This window comes from Erysipelothrix inopinata, assembly GCF_014396165.1.
Lineage (GTDB): Bacteria > Bacillota_I > Bacilli_A > Erysipelotrichales > Erysipelotrichaceae > Erysipelothrix > Erysipelothrix inopinata.
Map to the genome: position 1 here is coordinate 986,653 of NZ_CP060715.1, position 24,317 is coordinate 1,010,969.

At 34.7% G+C, this 24,317-nt stretch carries 20 protein-coding genes; 16 read left to right on the forward strand and 4 right to left on the reverse strand.

Going from position 1 to position 24,317, the window contains the following annotated elements; all coding sequences use genetic code 11:
* The first annotated feature begins 68 nt into the window (after positions 1-68).
* From H9L01_RS04800 to H9L01_RS10980, 6 genes are all read left to right on the forward strand, one after another.
* Positions 69-1,157, forward strand: a complete 1,089-nt coding sequence (locus H9L01_RS04800) for a phosphotransferase enzyme family protein (RefSeq protein ID WP_187534873.1) — start codon at positions 69-71, stop codon at positions 1,155-1,157.
* Positions 1,158-1,285: 128 nt separating this feature from the next.
* Complete coding sequence (locus tag H9L01_RS04805; RefSeq protein WP_187534874.1) at positions 1,286-2,599, forward strand: carbohydrate ABC transporter substrate-binding protein; 1,314 nt, start codon at positions 1,286-1,288, stop codon at positions 2,597-2,599.
* A gap of 73 nt (positions 2,600-2,672) precedes the next feature.
* Positions 2,673-3,569, forward strand: a complete 897-nt coding sequence (locus H9L01_RS04810) for a carbohydrate ABC transporter permease (RefSeq protein ID WP_187534875.1) — start codon at positions 2,673-2,675, stop codon at positions 3,567-3,569.
* 9 nt (positions 3,570-3,578) lie between these two features.
* Positions 3,579-4,460 (forward strand): carbohydrate ABC transporter permease, encoded by an 882-nt coding sequence (locus H9L01_RS04815; protein WP_187534876.1) that lies wholly within the window; start codon positions 3,579-3,581, stop codon positions 4,458-4,460.
* A 12-nt stretch (positions 4,461-4,472) separates the two neighbouring features.
* Positions 4,473-6,665 carry a 1,3-beta-galactosyl-N-acetylhexosamine phosphorylase gene (gene gnpA / locus H9L01_RS04820; protein ID WP_187534877.1) on the forward strand — a complete coding sequence of 731 codons (2,193 nt, stop codon included), beginning with the start codon at positions 4,473-4,475 and terminating at the stop codon, positions 6,663-6,665.
* Complete coding sequence (locus tag H9L01_RS10980; RefSeq protein ID WP_425486354.1) at positions 6,637-6,804, forward strand: DUF6903 family protein; 168 nt, start codon at positions 6,637-6,639, stop codon at positions 6,802-6,804. The genes gnpA and H9L01_RS10980 overlap by 29 nt, the downstream gene beginning before the upstream one ends.
* An 88-nt stretch (positions 6,805-6,892) precedes the next feature.
* Here the strand turns inward: H9L01_RS10980 and H9L01_RS04825 are convergent, their stop codons facing one another.
* From H9L01_RS04825 to H9L01_RS04835, 3 genes are all read right to left on the reverse strand, one after another.
* Positions 6,893-7,939, reverse strand: coding sequence for an InlB B-repeat-containing protein (locus H9L01_RS04825; protein WP_187534878.1), 1,047 nt, complete (start codon positions 7,937-7,939; stop codon positions 6,893-6,895).
* 65 nt (positions 7,940-8,004) lie between these two features.
* Positions 8,005-8,316, reverse strand: a complete 312-nt coding sequence (locus H9L01_RS04830) for a hypothetical protein (RefSeq protein WP_187534879.1) — start codon at positions 8,314-8,316, stop codon at positions 8,005-8,007.
* Positions 8,313-8,963: a hypothetical protein gene (locus tag H9L01_RS04835; RefSeq protein WP_187534880.1), complete on the reverse strand. Its 651-nt coding sequence runs from the start codon at positions 8,961-8,963 to the stop codon at positions 8,313-8,315. The genes H9L01_RS04830 and H9L01_RS04835 overlap by 4 nt, the downstream gene beginning before the upstream one ends.
* A 275-nt stretch (positions 8,964-9,238) precedes the next feature.
* Between H9L01_RS04835 and H9L01_RS04840 the strand changes: the two genes are divergently transcribed.
* The gene (locus H9L01_RS04840; RefSeq protein ID WP_187534881.1) at positions 9,239-14,677 is read left to right on the forward strand and encodes an endo-alpha-N-acetylgalactosaminidase family protein; all 5,439 of its coding nucleotides are present in this window, start codon (positions 9,239-9,241) and stop codon (positions 14,675-14,677) included.
* Between the two features lie 17 nt (positions 14,678-14,694).
* Here H9L01_RS04840 and H9L01_RS04845 read toward each other — a convergent pair whose 3' ends face one another.
* Complete coding sequence (locus H9L01_RS04845) at positions 14,695-15,249, reverse strand: hypothetical protein (RefSeq protein WP_187534882.1); 555 nt, start codon at positions 15,247-15,249, stop codon at positions 14,695-14,697.
* 82 nt (positions 15,250-15,331) lie between these two features.
* Here H9L01_RS04845 and H9L01_RS04850 point away from each other — a divergent pair, with 82 nt between their 5' ends.
* The 9 genes from H9L01_RS04850 (at position 15,332) to H9L01_RS04890 (ending at position 24,315) form a co-directional block, all read left to right on the forward strand.
* The gene (locus H9L01_RS04850) at positions 15,332-15,928 is read left to right on the forward strand and encodes an SIMPL domain-containing protein (RefSeq protein ID WP_187534883.1); all 597 of its coding nucleotides are present in this window, start codon (positions 15,332-15,334) and stop codon (positions 15,926-15,928) included.
* Between the two features lie 129 nt (positions 15,929-16,057).
* On the forward strand, positions 16,058-17,344 hold the full coding sequence (locus H9L01_RS04855) for a PTS sugar transporter subunit IIC (RefSeq protein WP_187534884.1): 1,287 nt from the start codon (positions 16,058-16,060) through the stop codon (positions 17,342-17,344).
* A 50-nt stretch (positions 17,345-17,394) separates the two neighbouring features.
* Positions 17,395-18,180 (forward strand): MurR/RpiR family transcriptional regulator, encoded by a 786-nt coding sequence (locus tag H9L01_RS04860; protein WP_187534885.1) that lies wholly within the window; start codon positions 17,395-17,397, stop codon positions 18,178-18,180.
* Entirely contained in the window at positions 18,149-19,324 is a 1,176-nt protein-coding gene (locus H9L01_RS04865) for an aminotransferase class I/II-fold pyridoxal phosphate-dependent enzyme (protein ID WP_187534886.1), read from the forward strand. Before H9L01_RS04860 ends, H9L01_RS04865 begins: the two co-directional genes overlap by 32 nt.
* Position 19,325: 1 nt before the next feature.
* Complete coding sequence (locus H9L01_RS04870; RefSeq protein WP_187534887.1) at positions 19,326-19,700, forward strand: RidA family protein; 375 nt, start codon at positions 19,326-19,328, stop codon at positions 19,698-19,700.
* 198 nt (positions 19,701-19,898) lie between these two features.
* Entirely contained in the window at positions 19,899-21,032 is a 1,134-nt protein-coding gene (locus H9L01_RS04875) for a J domain-containing protein (RefSeq protein WP_187534888.1), read from the forward strand.
* 71 nt (positions 21,033-21,103) lie between these two features.
* A complete protein-coding gene (locus tag H9L01_RS04880; RefSeq protein WP_187534889.1) occupies positions 21,104-22,798 on the forward strand; it encodes an Hsp70 family protein in 1,695 nt (564 codons plus the stop codon).
* A gap of 8 nt (positions 22,799-22,806) precedes the next feature.
* Positions 22,807-23,520, forward strand: a complete 714-nt coding sequence (locus H9L01_RS04885; RefSeq protein ID WP_187534890.1) for a J domain-containing protein — start codon at positions 22,807-22,809, stop codon at positions 23,518-23,520.
* A 90-nt stretch (positions 23,521-23,610) separates the two neighbouring features.
* Positions 23,611-24,315 (forward strand): J domain-containing protein, encoded by a 705-nt coding sequence (locus H9L01_RS04890; protein WP_187534891.1) that lies wholly within the window; start codon positions 23,611-23,613, stop codon positions 24,313-24,315.
* The last annotated feature ends 2 nt before the right edge of the window (positions 24,316-24,317 follow it).

The window sequence follows — 24,317 nt, forward strand, 5'->3', positions numbered from 1 at the left end:
CAAGATAATTGTTGTATACGCTATCAATTGTAGATAGAATAGGAGTGTAAATAAATGAGAGGTGAATTATGTACAGTACAAAAATAGATGAAGTCATTCAAAATTTTGATTTTAAAGGAGATCTTCGTTCTTATGACAAATATGGAAGTGGTCATATTAATGATACCTATCTGGTGAGATTCACTGGTGGAAACTATATTCTCCAAAGAATTAATCATGAAATATTTAAAGTTCCAGAACAACTTCAAGAAAACATTGCATTGGTCACAGAATTTATAGGTGATAAAATTGAAGCACAAGGAGGCGACCGCTATCGTCAAACGTTAACCCTCGTCAAAACAATTTCCGGGGAGAACTTTTATCGAGATAGTTTGGGATTGTATTGGCGTGCATACATTTTTATTGATGACGCAGTTTCCTATAACTTAGTTAAGAATCCTGATGATTTTTATCAATCGGCACTAGCCTTTGGTAATTTCCAATATCAACTTTCAGATTTTCCTGTTGAGAAACTACATTATACGATTCCTAAATTCCATCATACGCCAACACGTTTTGATAGTTTTATCAAAGCTGTTGAAGCTGATAAAAAAGATCGTGTTAAATTGGTTCAAGATGAAATTAATTTTATTTTAGAACGTAAAGCATTTACAAACTTACTTTGGGATTATCACGAGGAAGGGAAATTACCACTTCGCGTAACCCATAATGATACGAAATTAAACAACGTTCTTATTGACGCACGTACTGGTGAAGGGTTATGTGTGGTAGACTTAGATACAGTCATGCCAGGATTTACGCTGGATGATTTCGGAGATTCAATTCGTTTTGGAGCTACTACAGGAGCTGAAGACGAAAGAGATCTTTCGAAGGTCAACTTTGACTTAGAATTATACAGTGTGTATGTAAAAGGTTATTTGGAAGGGTGTCAGGGAACACTGACTGATCTAGAAATAGAGTTATTCCCAGAAGGTGCCAAAATGATGACACTTGAGTGTGGAATACGCTTCTTGATGGATTACCTTGAAGGGGATACATATTTCAAAATTGCATACGATGATCACAACTTAGTAAGAGCACGTACACAATTTAAACTCGTTGCAGATATGGAAGAAAACTGGGATGCAATGAAGGATGTTGTGAACGAATATCTCTAGTCACAGCTTTCAAGTATCAAAATATAGAATTTTACGAATATAGCAAGATTACACACGTGCATGGCAATATATTTGTAGATAAACCGCTTACATAGAATTATCATAGAGTTATACAGGAGGAACAATCAATGAAAAAGTTATTCGTTGCAATGTTAGCGTTTCTGTTAGTACTAACAGGATGCGGTAAGAAAGAAGCACCTAAGACAGAAAACAAAGTCTTAAAAGTCGCAGGACTTAATGGTGGTTATGAAACAGACGGTTGGAATGCTGTCATCAAAGCGTTTGAGGAAACAAAGGGTGACGGAACAAAGGTTGAAACTACATTCGAAAAAAATATTTCAGATGTACTAAGACCACAAATTCAAGCAGGTGACACACCTGATGTTATCTATCTTGCAATCGGAGGTGCTGGTAAATTAACAGACACAATGATCGCAGAAAAGAAAATTGAAGAAATTTCAGATGTATTTAATATGAAAGTATTAGGCGAAGAAAAAACAGTTAATGAAAAATTAACTCCAGGGGTTGCGAACACATTAAGAACAGCACCTTACGGTGATGGTAAACAATACTTAGCACCTAATTTCTACGCTCCAACAGGACTCTTCTACAACAAAGGACTCTTTGAATCAAAAGGCTGGACAGTTCCAACAACTTGGGATGAAATGTTCGCACTTGGTGACAAAGCTAAAGCAGAAGGTATTGCATTATTCACATATCCTACAACAGGTTACTTCGATGCATTATTCTCAGCAATCTTAAATGAAGCAGTTGGACCAGAAAAATATGCAAAACTTATGGCTTATGACTTAGAAACATGGAAAGATCCAGAAACTAAGAAAGCATTTGAAATTGTTGGAAAACTTGCACAATACACACATCCAGATACTGTAGCTCAAGCTAATAAAGAAGGATTTACAAAGAACCAACAATTAGTACTTGATAACAAAGCATTATTCGTAACAAATGGTACATGGTTACCAGGCGAAATGGAAAAAGCTCCACGTGCAGAAGGATTCGAATGGGGATTCACAGCAATTCCTAAATTAACTGCTGATGGCAAAACATACTCATCAACATTTACTGAAGAAGTATATATCCCATCCGATGCTAAGAATAAAGAATTAGCTAAAGAATTCATCACATTCTTATATTCAGACAAAGCAATCGAAATCTTTGCAGCAAATAAAAATGCAATTCAACCAACAACAAATTCATCACAATTCATTAAAGATGAATCAATTAAAGATTTCTACAACGTTTACGACAAGGGTGCTGTTGCTACATCCGTAGGATTCAAATCAGTTGAAGCTGTCGAAGGTGTTGACCTAACTTCAGAAACAGGTATCTTATACGGAACTGTAAACGAAGTTGTATCAGGACAAAAAACAGTTGATCAATGGTATGACGCAGTAATCGAAGCTGTCGCAAAATTTAAATAATTATAGAGGTTATATTAAATAGAGCGATGAATGCCAAAACCATTCATCGCTTCCTTATGATTGGAGTGGTATTATGAACAAAAGTAAATCGCAACGACGTTTCGTTATTGCATGTCTCACACCTGCATTAATACTCGTAGCTATCTTTATGGTATATCCAACCTTGAACATCTTCTTTATGTCTATGTTTAAATGGGGTGGCTTATCCGATTCAAAAACGTTTGTTGGTTTGAATAACTTTGTAATTTTATTTAAAGATCAATATTTTATTCAGGCTTTCCAAAACTCAATAGTCTTAATTGTTGTTGTTACCTTATTTACATTCCTATTTGCAATTCTTTTTGCAAATGTACTTGTAAGAGAAAATGTCAAAGGAAAGGGATTCTTCAGAGTTATTTTCTATATTCCTAACATTCTCTCCGTTGCCGTTATTGCAGCAATCTTTGCTCAAATCTATGCGGTTGACCAAGGGGGACTCCTCAATAATATTATTGCACTATTTAAACCTGATACTTGGAAGAACATTCAGTTCTTAGGGGATCCAAACGTTGTACTCTATGCAATTGCTGGAGCAATGATCTGGCAAGCTATTGGTTACTATATGGTTATGTATATGGCAAGTATCAGTAGCATTCCAGAACATCTTTATGAAGCAGCTGAGATTGAAGGCGCATCACGAACACGTCAATTCTTCCAAATTACATTACCACTCATTTGGTCTAATATTCGTACAACGCTCACATTCTTTGTAATCAGTACGATTAACATGAGTTTCTTATTTGTTAAAGTACTGACGTCAGGCGGACCTGGTGGAGCCAGTGAAGTCTTCCTAAGTTATTTATACAAACAAGCATACGATAATGCATCCTACGGTTACGGGATGGCAATTGGTGTCATGATCTTCTTATTCTCATTTGCACTCTCTGCAATTATTAATAAGATTACTGAACGCGATACCATTCAAATGTAGGAGGCAAGAATGAAAAAATTTAAAGAAATGTCAGCCGACAAAGTTTATAAAATATTCATTTATTTTGCACTTCTGATGTTGGCCGTGTCAATTATTATTCCGCTGGGTTGGGTATTCTTGGCATCACTCAAACAACCTCACGAATTCTTTATGAATCCGTGGAAATTACCCGATGCATTATACTTTAATAACTTTGTAGAAGCATTCAAAACTGCAAAAATGGGAGATTACTTCTTAAACTCAGTAATTGTTACCGCATTAGGAATCATTATCCTACTTGTGACAGCACTTCCTGCATCCTATGTCCTTGCTCGTTTTGATTTCAAGATGAAAAAACCGATTAACTCCATTTTCATGGCAGGTCTTTTCATTAATGTTAACTATATTGTTATTCCAATTTTCTTAATGTTACTCAAATTAAATAAAGGTGCCCAATCAATGTGGGGCATGGATATGTTCTTAAATAATCGTTTGGTATTAGCTATTGTTTATGCAGCAACTGCATTACCATTTACAATTTACCTCTTAACAGGTTATTTCAAGACATTACCAAAAGGATTTGAAGAAGCAGCATCAATTGATGGTGCATCACACTTCCAAACAATGATGAAAATTATGATACCAATGGCAAAACCAAGTATTGTTACCATTATTCTCTTTAACTTCTTATCATTTTGGAATGAATATATTATCGCATTGACACTCATGCCAGGGGTCAATAAAACCTTACCTGTTGGATTGATTAACTTACAACAAGCTGCTCGTGGTGCTGCAAACCCAGGACCGCTCTATGCAGGACTTGTCATAGTTATGTTACCAACTTTAATTCTGTACATCTTTGTACAAAACAAACTTACTCAAGGAATGACCTTGGGTGGTATTAAAGATTAGGAGACCGCAAACATGACGAAAATTAAAGGGCGGGTAACACTACCAAGCCAAAATAATTTCTATGAAGAAACAAAAGACTTAATGAACCGTTGGGGTGCTGATGCACTTCGAGATAGTGACGGTACAAAACTAGACGATCAAATTAAAGATCTTGATGCAAAAATATATACAACCTATTTTGTTGCACGAGGTCACAATGAATTTGCATACCAACATCTTGATGAAATGCAACAACTCTATCTCATGAGTGATTATACATTAGCTACTGAAACAGTATGTACAATTGACTTTATGAATGGATTTCTAACAGAACAAATCAAACCGGATTATCATCATGACCCTAAAGTTTGGTGGGATGTTTACGATCGAACTACTGAAACACGTGTTGATCCTGTTGACTGGAATGTTAATGAAGAAACACATCAAGTAGAGGTTCATAATGCAATTCCTTTCCATGAATATACGGTAAACTTCTTATCATACATGATTTGGGATCCAACCCAAATGTATAATCATATTACGAATGATTGGGGAGATAAACCAAAAGAGATTCCTTTTGATGCTCGTCAACCTCACTCACATAAATATATGGTTGAGACACTCATTGATTTTATGGAAAACAACCCTAAAACAGATGTTGTTCGATTCACAACATTCTACTATCACTTTACATTATTCTTTAATGATAAGCGTAAAGAAAAATTCGTAGACTGGTTTGGATACGGATCATCAGTATCACCTGCTGCATTAGAAGCATTCGAAGCAGAAAAAGGTTATCGTCTAACATCTGAAGATTTCATTACGAACGGATACTACAACTCAACATTTAAGGAACCAACAGATGCTTATCGTGACTACATTGATTTCCAACAAAAATTCGTAGCAATGCGTGCGAAAGAACTTGTTGATATTGTTCACCAATATGGAAAAGAAGCAGTCATGTTCTTAGGTGATAACTGGATTGGTACAGAACCTTATGGTAAGTACTTTGAATCCATAGGACTTGATGGTGTTGTAGGGAGTGTTGGTGGCGGAACAACGCTGAGACTTATTTCAGATATTCCTCATGTTAAATACACAGAAGGACGCTTCTTACCATACTTCTTCCCAGATACATTCTTTGAAGGTAACGATCAAGCAATTCTTGATGAAGCCGTTGATAATTGGGTATCTGCACGACGAGCACTTCTAAGAAGCCCATTAAATCGAATTGGTTATGGTGGCTATCCAAGTCTTGCTTACAAGTTTCCAACATTTGTAGATTATATTTCTGAAACTACAGAACAATTCCGAGAAATATTAACCCATGTTGAAGACAAGAAACCATACTCAAAATGCACAGTTGCTATTCTTAATTCCTTTGGTAAATTAAGAACATGGCAAAGCTACATGGTTGCTCATGCACTTCACTATAAACAAATCTATTCATACCTTGGTATTTTAGAAAGTCTAAGTGGATTGGATGTTGATGTAGAGTTTATTTCTTTCGATGAAATTAAAGATGGTATTCCAAGTCACATTGATGTCATCATTAATGCGGGGGATGCGGGAACATCCTTCTCAGGGGGAAGTCAATGGAGCAATCCAGAACTTGTTTCAACAATTAGACAATGGGTATATGAAGGACATGGATTTATCGGAGTGGGTGAACCCTCAGCACTTGAGAAAGGTGGTCATTTCTTCCAGCTCAATGATATTTTAGGAGTTGATAAAGAACTTGGATATACACTTTCTACAGACAAGTACTTCAACCAACCACTCTCGTCACATTTCATTACCGAAGACTTAACAGAAAACTTCAATCATGGTGAGCAAATCAATAACACTTATGCTCGATTTGAAGATACCGAAATCATTGCAATGGACCAAGAAAACGTAACAATAGCTGCACGTGATTACGGTCAAGGTCGTGGGGTTTATCTCATGGGACTCCCTTACAACTTCTCAAATACACGTATTCTCCTACGAAGTATCTACTACTCCATGAAAAAAGAAGAAGAACTCACACGATTCTTCTCCTCAAATATCTATTGCGAAGTTAATGTCTACCCTGAATCACATAAAATCGCAGTAGTGAATAATACCAATCAAGTTCAAAAAACTATCATCTATGATGGTCATGGAAACGGAATTGAAATAGAATTGTCAGGATCCGAGATATTGTGGGGTAATGTTCATGAAAAAGATATTGAATTTAGTGCTTAACATCCTTCTCTTTGTTGGTGGGTTATATTTAATCTTCACCTACCATAAGGAAATTAGCATGCAAAACTTAGGTCTTATGACAGTGGGATTATGTATGCTTCTGGGGAATTTATACTTGTATAATCGTAAGTTTAAATAGCGTTAAGTTAAGAAAAACTAAAGTCTCCTTTGCACTCATTGCAAGATGTGTGTAAAGGAGACTTTTTTTTATTTTTTAGGTAGAACGATTAAGGCTTTAATTTTTTTCGTAAAGTTGGGATTACTAAGATTGCGATACCAATAAAGATTATTATCAAGCCTGCACCTACAAGTTCATTATTTTGACCTGTAAGAGGGAGTATTGGGTTTGTTCCTTCTTCTTGGGAAGCATCGTCCGAAACTGTCGGTTCAACAGGATTTTCAGGATTAATTGAATCTGACGGATTAACCGGTTTTTCAGGATCAATCGGTGTAATTGGTGTATCGGTAATCCATCTTGCATAAAGTGTACCATCTTCAGTTACAACGTCATGGTCAAAATTCCAAGGTAAGGTAAGATCTTGATCCTTAAACCAACCATCAAATTGATATCCAGTACGTGTTGGAACATTAGGAGCAGAAATTTTTGTTCCGCTCGTGATATTAAGTGTTGGATCAATCATTGATCCGCCATTACTATCAAATGTTATGGTATAAGTATTTTCAATCCATTTCGCATACAATGTGACATCATCAGTAATTATATCTGTTTCAAAATTCCAAGGTAAGGTTAGATTTGAATCTTGGAACCAGCCAGCAAAATGATATCCAGGTCGAGTCGGTTCGATGGGTGCATTAACAAGAGATTCATTCAGTATGTCAGTAACGGGATCAACATATGATCCATCGTTACTATTGAACGTAAGTGTGTAGGTCTTCTCAATCCATTTTGCGTAAAGAGTTGTATCACCATAGATAAAATCATACTCGAAATAATATGGGTAAGTTAGATCGGTATCTCTGAACCATCCATCAAATTCATAACCAGCTTTGGTTGGATTATCAGGTTTAGTTATCACTGACCCAAACGGTAGATTGAGTAAAGGGTCAATAGAAGAACCACCATTTGAATCAAAAGTAAGGGAATAAGATCTTGAGACATCAATTCGGGAATTGCCTTCAATCACATAGAATGAGTCGCCATAGTAAAGTGATAGAAATGTATAAGAGAGAGTATCTTGGGGATAAAGGTTTGTCCATGTCACAGTGTTTGACTGTTCATCATAGGTACCTTGATAACTGGGTGATACAGTCACATCACTGATATTTAAAATACTATCAGGAACATTAAACTCTACTTCTCGTGAATATTCATCTGTGTTTATTGTATCTTCTGATGAAATTTTTTGACCCCTGCACTGAAGTACACTGAATCCTTTTGTTGCATCTTATCAAGACTTGAGAAATCGGTGAGAAAATTATTTGAGAGCTCAACATGTGTAATTGATGGATGATTTGAAACAACTTCTACAATATGAGATTCATCCGTTAGTTGATTTGCAAACAAACTTATTCTATTTAAATGTTGTAGATTATAGAGTTTCTCATATTCATCTTTAGAGTTAAGGTAGGAATTATTCAAGGTGATATTTTTGAGATTTGGGTGGTTGAGAAGTGGATCAAGTGAACTCATTTCCCCTGCACAACCAACGTTTCTAAATTGAGCATTGGATAGTCAAGGGCTTCAATGGAGGTGTCATCGAGAACTAAGTAGTTAAATTGTCGTAAGTCAGATAGTGATGAAAAATTAAAATTCGGCATATCTAAAAGGACCAAACTTGTGAAATCAAAACCACTGACTTCGACATTTTTAATATCAGTATTTATCAATTGAAGTGAGTAAAGCATTCCAGGTAAATATAAAGTATCAATACCAATATCACCTTCAATCTTTAATGTTCGAATAAGCCAAAGTGATCCAAGATTATGTGGTGTAACACTATTGTTGATAATTGTGAGATCGCGGACAGAATGCATTGAATTAAGTAATGATAAATCAACAATATTGCTATTGGTAAATGTAAGATTTGAGAGATGTGATAAATTCTCAAGACCATTTAATGAACTAACATCACCCTCAATGTCTAAATAATAAATTGTATTTAGTAAGTCTGCATCAATTTCATCATCAGAGTTTACTCCTAATTGTTTGGCTACTGCTTTTTCAACGTTAGCATCTACAAATACATCAGATAGTAAAATAGTATTGTTTGCATTACTCAGTGGAAATGACATAAATATCAAGCAAGAAAATAGAATCATGGTAATTAGCTTTTTCATAGTGGCTCCTTTTCATCCCGTAAGATTTTTTAAATTATAGCAAATTCAAGTTTTCAGTGATAAGTTGGATGTATATTTTATCTCAAAATTGTTATGAAAATATAATAATAGAGTATTTTTTCGTTTAAAATTCAATTTTTGATTGTGAACCTTATTGTCCCAAAAAACACATATAACAAGATACTATAAGGATACCACAACATAATTAAAGCGGTTACATTTTTAGACCTATATACTTAAGTTAGCTAAAAAAATCATAGCTAGAGGAGGAGTATATGAAGAAGTTTTTGACTGGATTTCTTGCGCTAGTCATTGCCCTTACAACAATGACTACAAACCCAAGTAAAATCTATGCTGACGATGCTGCGGAATGGCAATCCATTTCTGCTAGCAAAGGGACCGTGAAGGAAGTAATCAAAGATGGCGCACGCTACTATGAACTTTCATCATCAGATAAAAATGATAATCAAGGTAACCCTGCAAATAACCGATTTGGTGTTAATTTATTCTATAAAGATTCTAATAACTTTCTAACTGTAGCCTACGATGCAGGAGGATGGTTCTGGGAATATAAAGTTAACGGTAAAGGTGAATGGATGCAAGGAGGACGCGTTCCAGGACCTGCATTAAATTCCAAGAATACCCTCGAAGTATCTTTAAAAGATAACCTTATTCACGCTTGGATAACAGGTGAAGATGGAAATAAAACACCATTGTTTACGAAAGCAATTGACGCAAATATCATCAATCAACTTCAAGAAAAATCGGAAGATATTGTCGTGAAGTTGGGTACTTATGGTGGTGAACTTTCAAAAATTCTCGTTAAAGCAGATAACCAAGATGATATTGTTATCCCTGAACCAGAATTTGAAAGACCGGTACTTGATACCTATGAAGAATATACTTTTGAAAGTAATTTCGAAGATCTAACAGAAGAAAAACTTAAAGAAATGTTTACGGTAGAAAAAGGAAAAGTCTCAACATCAATTGTTGAAAAAGATGGCAATAAATCGGTTCGTCTCGACTTCCAATCTAAAGAAAAAAATCTTATTGTCTTTAGAGAAACTCCACTACTTGAAAACTATACGTTTGAAGCAGATATTACTGTTGAAAAAGCTGAAGATGCAGTGAAAGATATGATCCGCTTTGGTCAAGTTGGTCGTGTTCAAAAGAGTGGTGAATATGGTTATGCTGTCATGGGAGACAATCCTGGAGAGTATTTCACAGAAAACTTTGGTGCGAAACCAGCATGGTCTTCAACTTCAAAGGGAACCGTATTAAACCCTAATGAAGTACATCGTTGGAAAACGGTTGTTGAAGGTCAAACAATTACTCTTTTTATTGATGGACAACAAATTCTATCAAATACAATGGATGGCTTAGGCAAAGGCTTAGGAGCATTTGGCTTCTTTAAAGACCGTGGCTTAGGTTCAGTGTTAGTTGATAATGTTAAAGTTACGAAAATAACACCTGAACGTCCTGTTGATCCTGATAATGAAGGTGTCGTACCTGTAGAAATTAAATCTTCAGATATGACTGTTCGTCTTGATGAAGCATTCCCACGTGTACTTGATTATACTCTAACAAGTGGCAAGAAAATGGATGGACAACCAACCAAAATTGATACAATAAAAATTAATAATATTAACATTGTACCAGAGGTCACATCAGAAAAAGTATCTGAGAATAGCATTAAATATTACGTGAAAGCAGTTGATGCTGAAAATAAAATTAATGCAAACCTTACAATGCTTTTCGAAGTAAAAAATAACACACTTGAATTTAAAATAACTGAAGTAAAAAACAACAATGCATCACAGACAACAAATGCAGAAATTATCCGTACTATTGAAATTCCAAATCATAGCCTTGTTTCTGTAAAATCTACAGAACCAACAGCGAATGTTTATGGTGCAAAAATATCAACGGATACTACTGTGAATGGTGATACATTAACACCAGTTAATGACACATTGAGAAGTTTCAACAGTAACTACATGTATGCTGTAATTTCAAATGATGAGCTTTCAGCAAGTATGCACAGTAACTCTCAATTTTCAACAGGTGGTGGTTCAAATGACTTTGTACGTTTAAATGCACGTGCTAAAGAATTTGAAACATTTAACTCAGTGGGGTTATCAAGTTCACCATGGATTTATCATCGTGATGTCATGTTTAATGAACAAACACTTGAATTACCTGAAGCTAAAGTTGTAATTACAGAAGATGCTAACGGTGATGGTGTTGTGAACTGGCAAGATGGTGCGATTGCATTTAGAGATATTATGCACTCACCAATTGGTGCTGAATCTGTTAAAGATTTAGTTGCTTACCGTATTGCTATGAACTTTGGATCACATGCTCAAAACCCATTCTTAATGACTTTAGATGGTATTAAGAAAATCAACCTTCATACAGATGGTCTTGGACAATCTGTTCTATTAAAAGGCTATGGTAGTGAAGGACATGACTCGGGACACTTAAACTATGCGGATATTGGACGTCGTATGGGTGGTGTTGAAGAGTTCAAATACTTAATTGATGAATCAGTAGGATATGGTGCTAAGATTGGTATTCACGTTAATGCGAGTGAAACTTATCCCGAGTCAAAATACTTCAATGAAATGATTCTTCGCAAATCTGCAGATGGATCCTATAACTACGGTTGGAACTGGATTGACCAAGGTATCAACATTGATGCAGCAATCGATCTTGCAAATGGTCGTCGTTCACGATTTGAAGATCTTAAAAACTTAGTTGGTGATAACCTTGATTGGATCTATGTTGACGTATGGGGTAATGGTCAATCTGGTGATAACAATGCTTGGGCAAGTCATCAACTTGCAAAAGAAATTAATGATCAAGGATGGCGTTTAGGTGGCGAATGGGGTTATGCATTTGAACCTGATTCAACATTCCAACACTGGGCAGCTGACCTTACATATGGAGGGTATACTTTAAAAGGTATTAACTCTACATTAACTCGCTTTATCTTTAACCAACAACGTGATTCATGGCCAGCAGACTTCCCATCATACGGTGGTGCTGCAGAATACCCACTTCTTGGTGGTTATAACATGAAAGACTTTGAAGGATGGCAAGGACGTAATGATTACAATGGGTATATTGTAAACCTCTTTGAAAACAACCTTTCTACAAAATATATCCAACACTTTAATGTGAATCGTTGGGTAGAAGGAACTCCAGTTAACATGACTAACTCCAAAGGTAAAAACTTTGACTGGACTCCAGAAATGATGGTAGAACTTGTTAATGATGCTAATGATAAAGTAGTGATTGAAAGAAAATCAAATGACTACAAGAATAATCGTGAAAACTATCGTTCACGTACTATGAAACTTAATGACCGTTTAATCTTAGATGGTGATAAATATCTTCTACCTTGGAACTGGGATGAAAATGGAAATCCTATTACAGGTGATCAAGAAAAACTTTACCACTTCAACAAAAAAGGTGGAACATCAACTTGGGAGATTCCAAGTGATTGGAACGTATCAGACGTTAAGTTCTATCAATTAACTGAAACTGGTAATAAATTAATTGATACTGTTGCAGTAGAAAATGGAAAAATAACTTTAGATGCAAAAGCAGATATTCCTTACGTAATCTATAAGGGTGAGCAAGCAGAAAAAGTTGTAACTTACGGAAATGGTGCGCATATTGTCGATCCTGGATTTAACCGTCAAAACCTTGATGCATGGAATGTGACAGGTGAAAATGCTGAAGTTATGAAGTCACAAGCAACTAATGACATGTTACGAATTCAAGACAATACAGAAACTACAAAAGTTAGCCAAACACTTACAGATTTAGATGCTGGTGAAACATATGTAGCTTATGTTGGTGTTGATAACCGTTCCGACGCTAAAGCAATTCTTGAACTAAGTGTCGATGGCGAAATTATTTCTAACTATACAGAAAAATCAATTGCGAAAAACTATGTTAAAGCGTATGCTCACAATACAAACTCATCGACAGTAAATAATAACAGTTACTTCCAAAATATGTTTGTATACTTTACAGCACCTGCAGATGGTAAAGAAGTGAAATTATCACTTATCCGTGAAGCAGGCGATGGCGCAACATACTTTGATGATGTTCGTGTCACAAAGAATAGTGGAAACCCACATATCGCAGACAATGTTTTCTTCCAAGACTTTGAAAACAGTGCTCAAGGAATCTATCCATTCGTAGTAGGAAACCTTGAAGGTGTCGAAGACAACCGTACTCACTTATCAGAAAAACATGCTCCTTACACACAACGTGGTTGGAATAATAAAAAGATTTCTGATGTTATTGATGGCGATTGGTCATTGAAGACAAATGGTTTAACACAATACGAAAATCTTGTATACCAAACAATTCCTCAAAACATTCGTTTTGAAGCAGGAGAAACTTATAAAGTATCCTTTGATTATGAGGCAGGTTCAGAAGGAACTTACGCGGTCATGATTGGAGATGGAGAATTTACTGGAAATGAACAACAAATTCCTCTTGCTGCTACATTAAATGAAGAAGGTCCACAACGCTTTGAAATTGAAATAACAGGTGCAGAATCAGGTCAAACTTGGTTTGGTATCTATTCAACAGATGTTGCACCAAATCTTCAAGATTCAACAGATAAAGAAGCAAACTTTAGAAGTTATAAAGACGTGATGCTTGATAATGTTCGTGTTGAAAGAAACTTGCCACCACATGAAGTTACATTAGATGATACAGACTTTGGAGTAAGTATTACCGGTCTATCAAATGTCATTGAAGAAACTGATAAACTGGTTGTCACAGAAAATAAAGCACTTCAAGCCGAATTTGAAAATCAAATGGTTGATGCAGATGTTTATGATATTAATGTTGTACGAAATGATGTTGTAGTAAATCCACTGAATGGTGAAGTTACCGTAACAATTCCAACACGTACAACCCGTCAATTCCTCTTCATGAAGGCAGCACAACCAATGACTGAACTCCTCCACCGTCAAGCTGATGGCACATGGGTAACAGTTGAAGCAACTCAAGAAGGCAGTGCATTGACATTCAAGACTCAAGAATTGGGTACATTTGCACTTAACTACGGTAAAAAAGTTGTTGCCGTAGATAAGACAAAACTTGAAAGTTTAATCAAAGATGCACAAAAACTTAAAGCAGGAAATTACACTGAAGTAAGTTGGGCTCAATTTGAAACAATCTTAACGAATGCAAAGAAATTGTTCGAAAATACAGATGTTACACAAGCTCAAGTTAATTCTATGATTCAAGATCTTACTACAGCTATGAGTAAGCTTGAACTAATCGAACATAAAGATATCAATTATGACGCATTACAACTTGTTGTAGATACTTATAAAGATCTTAAGAAAGAAGACTACACAGAAGAAAGTTGGACTGAGTTTGAAACTGTTCTTCAAAAAGCAATCGCAATGTTAGAAAACCAAGATGCAGAAAATCAAGATGAAGTTGATGCACTTGTAATTACTCTAAATGATGCTGCTGTTTCATTGGAGAAGGTTAAACCTATCGAACCGGAAGAACCTATCGAACCAGTTAAACCTGTTGATCCAAAAGATCCATCGGATCCTAAACTACCTGGAACAGGTGTTGAATCACCAATGAGTATTATCGTAGTGGGTATTGCTGCAATCGCAATGGGATCATTATTTATTATTCTAAACAGACGTAAACGTCAATCTCATTAATAAAAAAAGGACTTCACTCAATCTTTGAGTGAAGTCTTTACTTTATTTTCAGTTTCATGTGTATCTATGATTTCTGCATCGATGATGGGATCTACAATCTCCTCGGGTTTGTTTTCTGTAAGAGAAGCAGTTTCAAGCGCTTCTTTTTCAATTTTGATTTCTTCTAATTTAGAATTAGCTTGGGATAGTTTTTCTTTTTGACGTTTTTTAGAGAGGTGTCCAAGGTAGACAATCCATCCCGCAACGTTTCCAGCAATGTTCACAACAATCCAGACAAAGATACCGGATTGAGTGGCGGTATCAATACCGTAAATCATCGTTGCATAATATAACGAGATAAAAGCAGCGATACTACCAATTCCGTAAAATATATTCAGTGCCCATGATCTAAATTGAAGAATAAAAAATAAATAAAGGCTAAACCCTAGAGACACTACAACTTGATTCAACAATGCATCGAACGTGAAATGAGCCCCTATAACTAAAAAGACTAAAATAACAAAGGTTAACATGCTGGCAAAAAACATTCCCAGACTGATAAATAGTGATTCTCGTAAGTGTTGTTTGTTCATAATGAGACTCCTTTAATAAAATATACCACATTTAGTTAAAAATGCATTCACTTTGATGTATTATAAGAGTAGAGGTGCAAATATGACACATAATTTAAAAATAGAGGGAATGGGCAAGGTTGTCGTCTCTCCAGACATGATGCGATTGAATTATGAGTTAGTTCAGACCGGTAACTCATATGCAGATGTATTTCATAGTCTCAAAAAGCAATATGCAATTGTAATTGAAGCATTTAAGAAGGTTGGCTTGAATACAGCATTCATCAAGACATCTTCAATTGATGTGGAAATGGATGAGGAATCAACAAAGAAAACTCAATTTAGAGCGAGACAACGTTTAATCTATGAAGATAGAGTTGATTTAAATCGCTTGACTCAACTTTTGGATGGCTTACAAGAAACAGATAACTTTAACTTTTCATTATCTTATTTTGTAAAAGATCCAACACCCCATCTCAATGATGCTTTAATTCTAGCAATCAATGAGTCAACAGATAAATCAAAGATTATTGCGGAAAGTTCGGGAATACGTTTGGGACACATCACAAGCATTGAATATGCAAACAATAATTATGCTCCAGTGATGCATCGTGCAGTTGCAATGGACTCCTATGGAGAACTGAATGTCGATGATATCATCTTTACGCAAACCGTTACAATGTCATGGGAAATTAAGTAGGCTATCATAAGATAGCCTTTTCTTTTGGAACTCTTGGGAAATTTCCCAGAAGAATGAATGGATATCTATGAGGGTTGATTTATAATCTTAGTGTAACCGATATCAAGAATATCGGATTAGGAGGAAAAAATGGATCGTTTTATTCAATTTATTGAAGAAAAAATGGTGCCACGTGTTTCTAAAGTAACAAACACACGTTACTTTGGAGCATTGAAATCAGGATTTATGGTGATTATGCCACTTACAATCATTGGATCAATATTCTTATTGATTACTGATTTCCCATTACCAGGATATGCAGAGTTTATGGCAGGTATCTTTGGAGCAGATTGGACATCATATTTGGATTCAGCTTATCGTGCAACATTTAATCTTATGGGGCTTCTTCTTGCAGGAACATTAGCGTATCGACTTGCAGAAGATTATAAATTAGATGCGTTATCAACCATGGTATTATCATTGGTTGCATATGTTGTGGTATTACCTAAATCTGTATTAACAGAAGGGGGCGAAACTGTAGGGCGAGTCCTATCGTTTACATGGCTTGGAACTCAAGGCGTTATCACAGCAATTATCATGGCATTTGTTACTGTTGAAATTGTGAGACTGTGTGTTCAAAAGAATTTAACAATTAAAATGCCAGATTCAGTTCCATCAATGGTTTCCCAATCATTCAGTGCATTAATTCCAGGTTTAGTAGTTGTTATCGTAAGTTTACTATTAAGTGGATTATCACGAATTGTAGCGGGTTCATTCCCAGAATTAATTTATCAAATTATTCAAATACCACTTGAAGGACTTACGTCTTCACTTGGAGCAATTCTTGTGGTTGCTGGATTGAATGGCTTCTTATGGTGGTTTGGGATTCACCCAACAGTTGTGAACTCAATTGTGAATCCGCTTCTCAATGCAAACTCAGTTAAAAACTTTGAACTATTCCAAGCAAACAATCTGACAATGCAAACCGGTAATGTAGGTACCATTCAAATGATTGATCAATTTGCTACGATTGGTGGTGCAGGACTTACTTTAGGTCTTGTAATTGCTATGATCTTTGTCGCAAAATCATCACGTCTAAAAACAATGACAAAGTTAATCGGAGTTCCATCAATTTTTAATATTAATGAACCAATTATCTTTGGTCTCCCAGTTGTCTTTAATCCATTGATGTTAATTCCAGTCACAATTGCGCCAATGGTATCCGTACTGATTGCATACTTCGCTATGAAGATTGGATTTATGCCAATGTTCAATGGTGTTATGGCACCATGGCCTACACCACCCATTTTCTCAGGATTTTTAGTAGCAGGATGGCAAGGTGCTGTAGTACAAGTTATATGTATTGCTGCCGCAACGATAATTTATTATCCATTTGTAAAAGCACTGGATAATCAATACTTAAAAGAAGAGAAATAATAATTATTAAATAAAAAAATGATATAATTCAAGAGAACGGAGGCGTTGTTGTGAGTTTAAGAAAACAAATCTCGCTTCATGCTCATACTTTGACAGAAATGGAGAAACAATTTCTCCGAAATCTCTTGGAAAATGCAAAAGAGTTTGAACCAAAGTCATTCACAATTGAAAATTTAGCGGAATACTTTAATGTTTCAAAAACAAGTGTCCATCGCTTCACACAAAAATTAGGTTATGACAGTTTTATCTATTTTCGAGATGATTTCTTTAGAAAAGATGACTCGCATGAAATGAAAGAAAAATGGGATGACCAATACGTAGAGATGTTGCAACATACATATGAATTGGTATCTTCCAGTATTACGGATAACTTACTTCAAAAAATGATTCATGCTAATCGTATTACATTCTATGGAATGGGTATGAGTAATTATTTGGGTAAGATGTTTCAGATTAAATTACAGTTATACGGTAAAATCGTAGAACAGTATGATGATTCGAGATACATGAGACTTTCAGCTAAAAACTTAGTGAAGGGGGAAGATCTCGTTTTTGTCATTTCTCGAACTGGAAGACCTCCTGAAATTGTGGAAGCAATTGTTGAAGCAAGTTTACGTAACATTGATATTGTGTTAATAACTGAGGAACCTATTTCACCCTTAGGTTCTCTAGCGACAGACATTATTCAAACTTCTTTTAGTCAAGATTCTGATCAATCAATTGATACAAGAATCAATGCACATATTGCATTGGATATCTTGATGAATCGATTTATAGAATTCAAAGAGAAAGAAGCTTTAGATTATGAAAGAAACGATAGCGATCTTGAATCGTGAAACTAATGGATCAAAAAAATGGAATCGAGAGTATATAAGTCATCGTTTTAAATTAAAAGATGATGTCACCATCTACCCGTTATTCATTGCGGATATGGATTATCGCCATTCTGATCAATTATTGGAAGAAATAAAAGCAGTTGTAGCAGACGATGATTTTGGATATTTTGATTTACAACCTGCTTATTATCAAAGTATTCAGGATTGGTATCGAAACATCCACGATATAGATATCAATGAAGATTGGATCATTGCTGCCAATGGGACCATAGCGGCGCTACATATGGCGGCACACTGTTTATCGAAAGATGACAACTACTTAATGCTAACGCCCGTCTATGGGGTGTTTAAAGCCCTCGCAGACGGTTTTGGAACACGATATGAAATGCCTTTAGGTACCGATGAAGAAAATCAATACTTTATAGATTTTAATCTATTCGAATCAATGATTGTGGAAAATCAAATTGGAACACTCTTATTCTGTAATCCACATAACCCATCAGGAAAAGTATGGTGCTATGAGGATCTCAAGATAATTGTAGAGATTTGTAAGAAATACGATGTAAAAATATTTTCGGATGAAATTCATGCGGATTTTACGTGGAATAAACCCTTTGTGTCCCTCGTTGAATTCCAGGATATCTATGATAAAATACTTGTAAGCACCTCACCCAATAAATCTTTTAATACATCGGGTCTCACAACGTCGTACTTATTGTGTCCTTTCAAACCATGGAGAGATAAAATTGAGGAAACACTTAAGCTATTCCATATTTCCGTAAATCGAATGGGAGCAGAAGTATCACGTATTGTTTATGAATCTGGTGAAGTTTGGTTAAATGATATTAAAGAGATTATTTGGAATAACATAACCTTTGTATCTGATATTTGTCATGATGCAGGTTTAAAAGTAATTGTACCGGAGTCAGGATACCTTGTTTGGATATCGGGAAAAAAACTAAAAGATGTCGATGCCTATGTGCAAGACTTATCTTATGAAACAGGTGTATTACTTGAAACAGGAAGTCGTTTTATTGGCAACTATGATTCTCACTTGCGAATTAATGTCGCAACAGATTCAAAAATGCTGAAAGAAGCCATGATTCTATTTACGAATCATTATAAGAACTATAAAGGAGAGTAAGATGAAAAAAGTACATAATACAGATAAAGCACCAAAAGCAATCGGACCTTACGTTCAAGCCGTTGAAGCAAATGGTTTTATTTTCACATCAGGACAACTTGGATTAAATCCTGAAACGGGAACACTGCAAGAAGGCATTGAAGCACAAGCACATCAAGTTATGAAAAATCTACAATCTGTTTTAGAGAATGCCGGAAGTGACTTTTCTAAAGTAGTAAAGACAACAATCTTGTTGTCAGATATTGCTGATTTCGCGACAGTTAATGAAATCTATGGAAGCTACTTTGGTGGTGAATTCCCTGCACGATCAGCGTATCAAGTTGCAACGCTACCTCTTGGTGGACTCATCGAAATTGAATTAATCGCACTAGCGTAACGTGAGAACCATGTGATATTGGTACTAAGATTTTAAATGCTATACTCCAAAAACTCCATCATTACTAAAGACTGGAGTTTTTTTACAGAAAAATTTTTTGATGGAATTTTCATTTGAATATCACAATAGGAAGAGTCTGAAATGGTAGTTTAAATTAGTAAGCGTGAAATCGCTAAATATATTATTGGAAGGAATAGTATGGGAAATGAACAAACTTGTTGGGAAATTCTAGGTATAGACAAAACTTATGATACCAAGTTAATAAAAAGAGCTTACGCAACACAAGCTGCACTTGTTCATCCAGAGGAAGATGCTACTAAATTTATAATTTTACGTCGAGCGTATGAACAGGCAATGGCAATATCTAGAGCGATGAATTCAATTCAAAATGATTATGACGAAAATAGTTATGTTTTAGAATCAAACATAACTAAATATTTGAATACCAGTACAGTCGATGGAGAAATAAGAAGTAGTAAATTTAATTTTGATAGTTTTGAAGAAATTAAAGATCAAAATCTGCAAACCAAACTAAATCTATTCTATATCGATGCCTTTTTTAAAAGTATTAAAGTAAAAAGAAAAGTATCTATAAGCACAATCTGTAATCAACCTGAATTTTCGGATATATTAAGTGATCGTGATGCGACAATTTATCTCTTAAATAATATATATTCCTATTTAAGAAGTATAAATGCCACCAATTCTGAACAAGCAGAACAGGTAATGAGAACAATAAGCAACTTTTGGTATTACGATGTTGAAATCGACGACAAAATATTTGGTATAATTAAAGAATTTCCAAAAGAACATGTTTATATAAATAAATATATAAAAATATTTATTACTGCCGTAGTGTCATTACTGATAGCGGTTTTTAGCCTTATCGGCAGTTCTTTAATTCCAGAAAAACAGCATAAACTCAAGAACGAATTTGAACTATCGTATAGTGTAAAACAAAATGTATTTAACGTTCAGTTTCCATACGATCATGGTATAGAGAGCTTTAATTTTATATTTGAAGATTATGAGACAGTCAATGTTCAGTTCTCAAATGTAGTAGGAGACGAAATAACAACTGATATAGAAACTTTTAAAAGAAATAATAATGAAAGAATTATTTACGAGCCGGATAAATGGGTTGTTGGAGTGTATGCTGATTTTAAGTATATGTCTGGTCGAAGTGGTCGGTATTTTATTCTAAGTGTTGGTCAATCAGAAGTCTTATACACGGTAGTTAGCAAAGAGGAGTTTGATGAAATCGTGGAAAATCCTTTAAAGTATAACGAAATAGAGACATTGATGTCAAAAACGACTCCAAGATATAAATAAAATAAAGTAAAAGCAAATTCAAAATTAAGAGCTAAAAAAATTGAATTGATATAGATAGGTGGGAAAAAGATATGAGAGTTGCAATAGATTTAGGAACTACAAATAGCTTAGTTACAATGAGAAATAATGGGAAAACTGAAATTATACCGAACCAATTTGGGAAACTTGTTACACCAAGCGTTGTCTATTCTAGGAAGAATAAAGTTTACGTCGGTGAGCTGGCACATCAACATGAGCTTGAAGATCCAGCTAATACATTTCGTGTTTTCAAAAGATCAATGGGAAAAAGCGATGAATTTGGTAGTGACAAACTAAATGCGATAGACCTTTCCAGTTTGATTATTAAACAATTAATCAATGATGCAGAGTCGTATACAGGTGAAGTAGTTGATGAGGTTGTAGTTTCTGTTCCCGCATATTTTACGGATTCACAAAGACAGGCAACGCGACAAAGCGCACTTCGTTGCGGTGTAGAATGTAATAGAATAATAAATGAACCTTCTGCTGCTGCGCTAGCATATTATGCAGAAACAAAGCAAGAAGGAATGGTTCTGGTATTCGATTTTGGTGGTGGAACCTTAGATGTAACAGTTGTAGATATTTTTGATAATATCGTAGACATTGTATCAATTTCAGGTGACAACAACTTGGGAGGTCATGATATAGATTTAATTATCAATGATGCGGTGTTAGAACAACATCCTGAGCTTAGCAAAATTAGTTTAGAGCAGCGAAAAGTACTTGATAAAAAACTGGAAGATATGAAAATATCCCTGTCAGAGAATGAAGAGGCTAAAAACTCAATCAATATCGATGGACAAGAATATGAATTATCGATAACTCAAAAAGATTTAATCAATCGCAGCCATAGTATTCTTTTAAAAATCAGGGGTGTTGTCTCACGAGCATTAACAGATGCGGGAATAAAATCAAGTGATATTGATGATGTCGTTTGCGTAGGTGGCTCATGTAAATCGATAATTATTCAAGAGTATTTACGAGAACTTATGAAACAAAACATTAATATTAAAGTCAATCCTGATGAAGCTATCGTAGTAGGCCTCGGTATGATGCTAGCCATAATGGATCGTGAAATTGAATACAAAGATATTGTTCTTACAGATGTATGTCCCTTCAGTTTAGGAGTACAAATGATCAATGATGTTTACTCTCCAATAATACGTAGAAACACTACATTACCTACTTCAAAAACGAACTACTATGTGACAGTAGGTGATAATCAAATGTATATAAACTTTAGTGTTTATCAAGGAGAATCGGTTATGGCAAGTGTCAACAAATTGTTGATGAGCACGGATATTAAAGTTAATAGAAAACCTAAAGGTGAAGCAGGTGCGTATGTTACATTTTCTTATGATATTAATGGTATTTTGAAAGTCGAAATAAAAGGCGATGATGTAAAACAAGAGTATCAAAATGAAATATTAACCAATACTCTTATTCCGAAAAAAGAGATTGAAAAAGCTCAAGCGCTAATAAGAAATCTAGATGTTCAAAAAAGTATGGGAAGAGAGGAACTTTTAAACGCTCGTTTTGGAAGACTATCCTATGAAATATCTGCCTCACAATCTCAACAATTACAAGCTTTATATTTAAATTACCAAGAAGAAAAACAAAATTTATCAAAAGGGGAAATGATTTTATTAATTAATAAGGTTAATAGTAGTCTTGATTATTTAGAGAAAACAGCCGATAATCCTTTTGATAATCCTAAATTTGAAAGTTCAAACAATAAGTATAATTAAGATAAAAGATGACAGATAAATTTATAACATGTTGGGACATTCTTGAAATTAAGCCTACTTTGGATGTTAAGATAATCAAAAAAGCATACTCTGCTAAGGCAATTCTGAGCCATCCTGAAGAAAATTGCGAAAGATTTATAGAACTTCGCAGGGCATATGAAGAAGCAATCTTGTTTTCTAAAATCAACTCCCTTCCTTTCGAGAATGATTCTAACGTTCGAGACAATTCGCACAAGACTCGTGATGATCAAAGAAAAGACAAAATTTTAAATAAAAGCGAAATGTTTGATTTCAAGTTCGCAGATAACGATGACCTCTCTTCACAAGAGCATTATTTAAATAAGGTATTCATTGAGGATTATTTTAGGAAAATTATGAAAAATCGTGATATCGCAGTAAACCAAATTATATATGAGGAAGAATTTTCACAAGTAATTGGCAATAAGAAATCAGTGATATATTTGATAAAAAAATGTTATGTATTTCAAAAAGGAACAAATGCTAAAAACACCAAAGAAATTGGTACATTAATTCGTTTGTTAGAAAGACAATGGTTTAGTGATAAAGAAGTAATTAGCATATTAGTAAAACTTGAAAACGATAGTAGATGGAATCAAATAGAGGAAACAGAAAACGCAGACTATGGATTGATTTTTATTCTATTACCCTTTCTACCTCTCTTCTTATTTTTAATTTATCAAATAATTACCAATAATAATTAAATAGGTTAAATTCCGCTAAATAAGAGATTAAAAATAATTACAAGATGATTACTACTAAATAAAAGCAGTAGCAATGCAAAGGAGATAGATATGGATAGATATTATTCTTGTTGGGATGTATTAGAGATAGCACCAACTAAAGATAAGTCAGAAATAAAAAGAGCTTACGCAAAAAAGGCAAGAACTGTACATCCCGAAGAAAATCATGATGAATTTATTCAAGTACGGCAGGCCTATGAGCAAGCAATTATATTTGCAAAGATAAATTGTAAAGATTATTTCGAAGAAGAAAATATTCAGATTATTGAAGATAGTGATATGAACTACAACTACGAAATATCAGAGAAAAATACGATGCGGAGCGAACGATTTGATTTCACAGCGGTAGAAGGTAATGACCCGAGTTTATTACAACATAATTTAAATATTATCTTTATCGATGACTATTTTTCAAAAATATTAAAGGATAGAAGAATTGCTGCAAACCAAATAATTTACGAGTTTGAGTTCGCTGAGGTTGTTAATCATAAGGAATCTGTTAAATATTTGCTCGAGAAATGCTATAAGTTCTTAAGGGAGATTTGGGCAACGGATGCGAATGAAATTGGAACTTTAATGCGAACATTAGAGCGTAGATGGTCCCAAGATTCTGAAGTACGAGAGCTAATAAGACAACTTGAAAAAGATAGTCGATGGAATCGAAATGAAGAGGAAGAACAAAAAAAGGGATATGTAAGATTGGCTATCATCCTAGCTTTGCTAATTTTTATGATGGCAATTTCTTTGAATAGTTGAGT

Bases quoted from the DNA above. Each gene is read 5' to 3' on its own strand.
- H9L01_RS04800 (WP_187534873.1), top strand. From the start codon at position 69: ATGTACAGTACAAAAATAGATGAAGTCATTCAAAATTTTGATTTTAAA.
- H9L01_RS04805 (WP_187534874.1), top strand. From the start codon at position 1,286: ATGAAAAAGTTATTCGTTGCAATGTTAGCGTTTCTGTTAGTACTAACA.
- H9L01_RS04810 (WP_187534875.1), top strand. From the start codon at position 2,673: ATGAACAAAAGTAAATCGCAACGACGTTTCGTTATTGCATGTCTCACA.
- H9L01_RS04815 (WP_187534876.1), top strand. From the start codon at position 3,579: ATGAAAAAATTTAAAGAAATGTCAGCCGACAAAGTTTATAAAATATTC.
- gnpA (WP_187534877.1), top strand. From the start codon at position 4,473: ATGACGAAAATTAAAGGGCGGGTAACACTACCAAGCCAAAATAATTTC.
- H9L01_RS10980 (WP_425486354.1), top strand. From the start codon at position 6,637: ATGAAAAAGATATTGAATTTAGTGCTTAACATCCTTCTCTTTGTTGGT.
- H9L01_RS04830 (WP_187534879.1), bottom strand. From the start codon at position 8,316: ATGAGTTCACTTGATCCACTTCTCAACCACCCAAATCTCAAAAATATC.
- H9L01_RS04835 (WP_187534880.1), bottom strand. From the start codon at position 8,963: ATGAAAAAGCTAATTACCATGATTCTATTTTCTTGCTTGATATTTATG.
- H9L01_RS04840 (WP_187534881.1), top strand. From the start codon at position 9,239: ATGAAGAAGTTTTTGACTGGATTTCTTGCGCTAGTCATTGCCCTTACA.
- H9L01_RS04845 (WP_187534882.1), bottom strand. From the start codon at position 15,249: ATGAACAAACAACACTTACGAGAATCACTATTTATCAGTCTGGGAATG.
- H9L01_RS04850 (WP_187534883.1), top strand. From the start codon at position 15,332: ATGACACATAATTTAAAAATAGAGGGAATGGGCAAGGTTGTCGTCTCT.
- H9L01_RS04855 (WP_187534884.1), top strand. From the start codon at position 16,058: ATGGATCGTTTTATTCAATTTATTGAAGAAAAAATGGTGCCACGTGTT.
- H9L01_RS04865 (WP_187534886.1), top strand. From the start codon at position 18,149: ATGAAAGAAACGATAGCGATCTTGAATCGTGAAACTAATGGATCAAAA.
- H9L01_RS04870 (WP_187534887.1), top strand. From the start codon at position 19,326: ATGAAAAAAGTACATAATACAGATAAAGCACCAAAAGCAATCGGACCT.
- H9L01_RS04875 (WP_187534888.1), top strand. From the start codon at position 19,899: ATGGGAAATGAACAAACTTGTTGGGAAATTCTAGGTATAGACAAAACT.
- H9L01_RS04880 (WP_187534889.1), top strand. From the start codon at position 21,104: ATGAGAGTTGCAATAGATTTAGGAACTACAAATAGCTTAGTTACAATG.
- H9L01_RS04885 (WP_187534890.1), top strand. From the start codon at position 22,807: ATGACAGATAAATTTATAACATGTTGGGACATTCTTGAAATTAAGCCT.
- H9L01_RS04890 (WP_187534891.1), top strand. From the start codon at position 23,611: ATGGATAGATATTATTCTTGTTGGGATGTATTAGAGATAGCACCAACT.